Origin of the sequence: Hydrogenophaga sp. (genome assembly GCF_036675665.1) — a bacterium.
Classification (GTDB): Bacteria; Pseudomonadota; Gammaproteobacteria; order Burkholderiales; family Burkholderiaceae_C; genus Hydrogenophaga.
On sequence record NZ_JAKFEO010000027.1, the window covers coordinates 1 to 3,623 of the forward strand.

The 3,623-nt window shown below is 66.2% G+C and carries 3 protein-coding genes; 2 read left to right on the plus strand and 1 reads right to left on the minus strand.

What is annotated here, in order from left to right:
* Positions 1-28 precede the first annotated feature (28 nt).
* Positions 29-490, plus strand: coding sequence for a chemotaxis protein CheX (locus V6M63_RS10285; protein ID WP_332741490.1), 462 nt, complete (start codon positions 29-31; stop codon positions 488-490).
* A gap of 158 nt (positions 491-648) precedes the next feature.
* Complete coding sequence (locus tag V6M63_RS10290; protein ID WP_332741489.1) at positions 649-1,929, plus strand: nitrate/nitrite transporter; 1,281 nt, start codon at positions 649-651, stop codon at positions 1,927-1,929.
* Here V6M63_RS10290 and V6M63_RS10295 read toward each other — a convergent pair.
* Positions 1,886-3,619, minus strand: a complete 1,734-nt coding sequence (locus tag V6M63_RS10295; RefSeq protein WP_332741491.1) for a protein kinase domain-containing protein — start codon at positions 3,617-3,619, stop codon at positions 1,886-1,888. The genes V6M63_RS10290 and V6M63_RS10295 overlap by 44 nt on opposite strands.
* Between the last annotated feature and the right edge of the window lie 4 nt (positions 3,620-3,623).

Consider the following 3,623-nt stretch of genomic DNA (forward strand, 5'->3'; position numbering starts at 1 on the left):
TGGCCCTGCTCGACGTCACGGAGGCACGATGACCGACTCTCTGCATGAGGCCGAGCTGAAGCTCTTCGTGGATTCGGTGCGGCGTTACTTCCAGGTGCTCACCAAGCAGGAGCCGCAAATCACTTCCGCCTTTCTCGGCACCGGCGACGTGGACGGCCACGATTTCAACGGCATCGTCACCTTCTCCGGCTCCTACAACGGCCACGTGATGGTGTCCATGCCGCCGCAACTACTGCGCGAGTTGCTGCTGCTGCAGGGCGAAACCGACCTGTCCGCGAACAACCTCCTCGACGCCGTCGGTGAGATCGCCAACACCCTTGGCGGCAACGCGCGCAAGACACTGGGCGCGGGACTGCAGATCTCGGTGCCGGTGAAACTGCACGGCAGCTCAGGCGTCAAGGCGCGCGTGCGCAAGCACCCGTATGTCATCACGCTGCGCTGGAACCACCAGCCGGCGCTGGTGTGCGTCGACATGGAGAGGAGGCATTAGGAAGGCGAAGCGCACTCAACCCGTGCCCGCGCACCAATAGCGCACCTTGCAACGCCCCGCTTTGAGGCGGGAGCGCGCTTTTTCGCGTGCCCCCGGCTGGCACGCTTCTCGCACTGAATCTGTGAATTGATCGATCAGTCTCACAGAGGATTTGCACCATGGCGGGTTTTCGCACGTTCCTGAAGTCGGGCCACGCACCGACATTGTTTGCCGCTTTCCTGTACTTCGACTTCTGCTTCGCGGTGTGGGTCTTGAATGGTGCGATGGCACCGTTCATCAGCGAGGCGTACCAGCTCACCGCGGCGCAGAAGGGCTTCATGATCTCGGTGCCCATCCTTGCGGGCGCCCTGATGCGCTTCCCGCTGGGCGTGCTCGCCCAGTACATCGGCCGCAAGAACGCGGCGCTGGTGGAGATGGGCATGATCGTGCTGGCGCTGGCGTTCGGCTTCTTCTTCATCAGCTCCTATAGCCACGTACTGGCCATGGGCGTGCTGTTGGGCATCGCCGGCGCGAGCTTCGGCGTGGCGCTGTCGCTGGGCTCCGGCTGGTTCCCGCCCAAGCACAAGGGCCTGGCGATGGGCATCGCAGGGGCCGGCAACTCGGGCACCGTGTTGGCCGTGCTGTTCGCTCCCCCGCTGGCCATGGCCTACGGGTGGCAGGCCGTGTACGGCATCGCGGCGTTCTTCATGCTGATCCCGATGGTGGTGATGGTCGTCTTCGCCAAGGAACCGCCCGACGTGGAGCATCAGACCTTCCGTGAGCACATCGCCTGCCTGTTCGAGAAGGACGGCTGGGCCTTCAGTCTGATCTACATCATCACCTTCGGCGGCTTCATCGGCCTGGCGAGCTTCCTTCCCACATATTTCTACGACCAGTTCGGTGTCACCAAGGTGCAGGCCGGCCAGCTCACCATGCTGTCGGCTCTGATGGGCTCGGCCGTGCGCGTCGTCGGCGGCTACATCTCCGACCGCATCGGCGGCATCAATACGCTCACGGGCGTGCTCGCGGTGGTGGCGGTGACGCTGGTGCTGTGCGGCGCGGCCGGCAGCTCGCTCACCGCGACCACGTTGCTCTTCATGCTGTGCTTCGCCGCGCTGGGCGCGGGCAACGGCGCGCTGTTCCAGCTGGTGCCCTTGCGCTGGCCCCTGGCCACCGCCGTCGCGGGTTCGATGATCGGCGAAATCGGAGCCCTGGGCGGCGGCTTCCTGCCCAACGCCATGGGCCTGTCCAAGCAGTATTCCGGCACCTACTTCTGGGGCTTCCTCGCCTTTGCCGTACTGGCCATCGTGATGCTTGCCATGCTGCGCTTGATGCAGATTCGCTGGACGAGGACCTGGGCCGAGAAGGGTGGGCGCGCGAGGCATCATGCGGCGCCCGCCCCGGCCCAACCCGCGGTCACCTCGGCAAAAACAGCAGCCAGTAAACCAGCAGTGCGTTGAACAGCAGGCTGACGGCCAGGGCGATCTTCCACGAGGCCGTGGGGTCGCGCTGCATCAGCGGCGTGGGCGCCGGCGCCGTGAGCGGACGCGAGGCGCCGCGCTCCAGCGCCAGAAGGAATTCCTCGGCCGTCTCGAAGCGCAGCCGCTTGTCTCGCGCCACCGCCTTCAGCACCACATGGTCCAGCCAGATCGGCACTTCGGGGTTGTGCCGGCTGGGTGCTATCGGGTCGCGCCAATAGCGGCCCGCCTGGTAGGGCAGGACGTCGCCGTAAGGCAGCTTGCCGCCGGTGAGCAGCTGGTAGAGCGTCACGCCCAGCGCGAACAAGTCGCTCTGGGCGTTCGGCGCTTCTTCCGCTGCCTCGGCGCCATTCGACTGGAAACCCCATTGCTCGGGGTTCATGTAGCTGGGGGTGCCCGCATGGAGAAGGCGCGTCGACTCCGGCTCCCGGCCGCTCAGCGCGACGCCCAGGTCCAGCAGGCGCAGCACGCCGTCCTCGCCCTGGTGCAGGTTGGCGGGCTTCACATCGCGGTGGATCACGCCCTGCCGGTGCAGCCGGCCAAGCGCACGCGCAACGTGGGCCGCGGCCGCGACCGTCTGGCTGAGTGTGAACCGGTGCTTGCGGGCGAGCATCTGCTGCAGGGTCTCGCCGGCATGCCACTCGTACAGAAGGTAGAACGCCGTGGGTGATTCGACGAGCGGGTCGTGCACGGCCACGAGATTCTCCGCGGCGCGGCCCGAGGCCATGCGCTTGGCCAGCCACGCCTCGTGCGCGAGCATCGCGCGCTCCTGCACGTCGTGCGCGCGCTGCGGGTTGAGCGTTTTCAATGCGTACAGCCTGCCCGTCTGGACGTCGCGCACCTGATAGAGGATATTGATACCGTTGTCGACGATCACCGAAGTCACCGCCACGCCGTCGATGGTGTCGCCGACCTTCAGGCGTGGCGGGACGGTCAGTTGCTGCGCCAGCCGGTTTTCGTCCTGCAGCGTGGCGTCCAGGATGCCCAGCACCCGCACGACGAGCGCCGTGCAGTTGTCGCCGCTACCCTGCTCCAGCGCGTCCTTCACGACGATTTCGCTCAGCGACTGCGCGTTCTCGGTGATAAGCGCCTTCAGCCGCTTGTGCGGGACCACATTGTGCACGCCGTCCGAAAGCAGCACGAATACGTCGCCCACGTGCAAATCGCCCTGCGTGTAATCCACCACCAGGCGCTCCTCGGCGCCTACGGCGCGCAGCAACTGGTGGCGGAAATCGGCATGTGCCATGGCATGGTCGTGCGTCAGCTGGGTCAGTTCGCCGTCACGCAGCAGGTAAGCGCGTGTATCGCCTACGTGCGCGAGCGCGTAGCTCTGGCCGCGGACCACCAGCGCCGTGAGGGTGGTGAGCCCGCAAGCGGGGGCGCGTCGCCTGTTCAGTCCAACCAGCCAGGAGTTCTGCGCGGCGATGATGCGGTCCAGCGCCACCGTCGTATCCCATGTCTCGGGCGTGCCGAAGTAATCGCGCACGAGACTCGTCACCGTCGTCTGCGCCGCCTCGCGCCCCATGCCGCCCATGCTCACGCCATCGGCAATGGCCGCGATCGCGCCCATGGCCTCCTGTCCCGGCTCGGGCAGCATTGCAGCGGCGAAGTCCTCGTTGACTTCCTTCTTGCCCGTGAGCGATGTGAAGCCGATGTCGATTTCGAATGCCATGCAC

What these genes read in the sequence shown, in the direction of transcription:
- V6M63_RS10285 (WP_332741490.1), top strand. Translation starts at nt 29, where the DNA reads ATGACCGACTCTCTGCATGAGGCCGAGCTGAAGCTCTTCGTGGATTCG.
- V6M63_RS10290 (WP_332741489.1), top strand. Translation starts at nt 649, where the DNA reads ATGGCGGGTTTTCGCACGTTCCTGAAGTCGGGCCACGCACCGACATTG.
- V6M63_RS10295 (WP_332741491.1), bottom strand. Translation starts at nt 3,619, where the DNA reads ATGGCATTCGAAATCGACATCGGCTTCACATCGCTCACGGGCAAGAAG.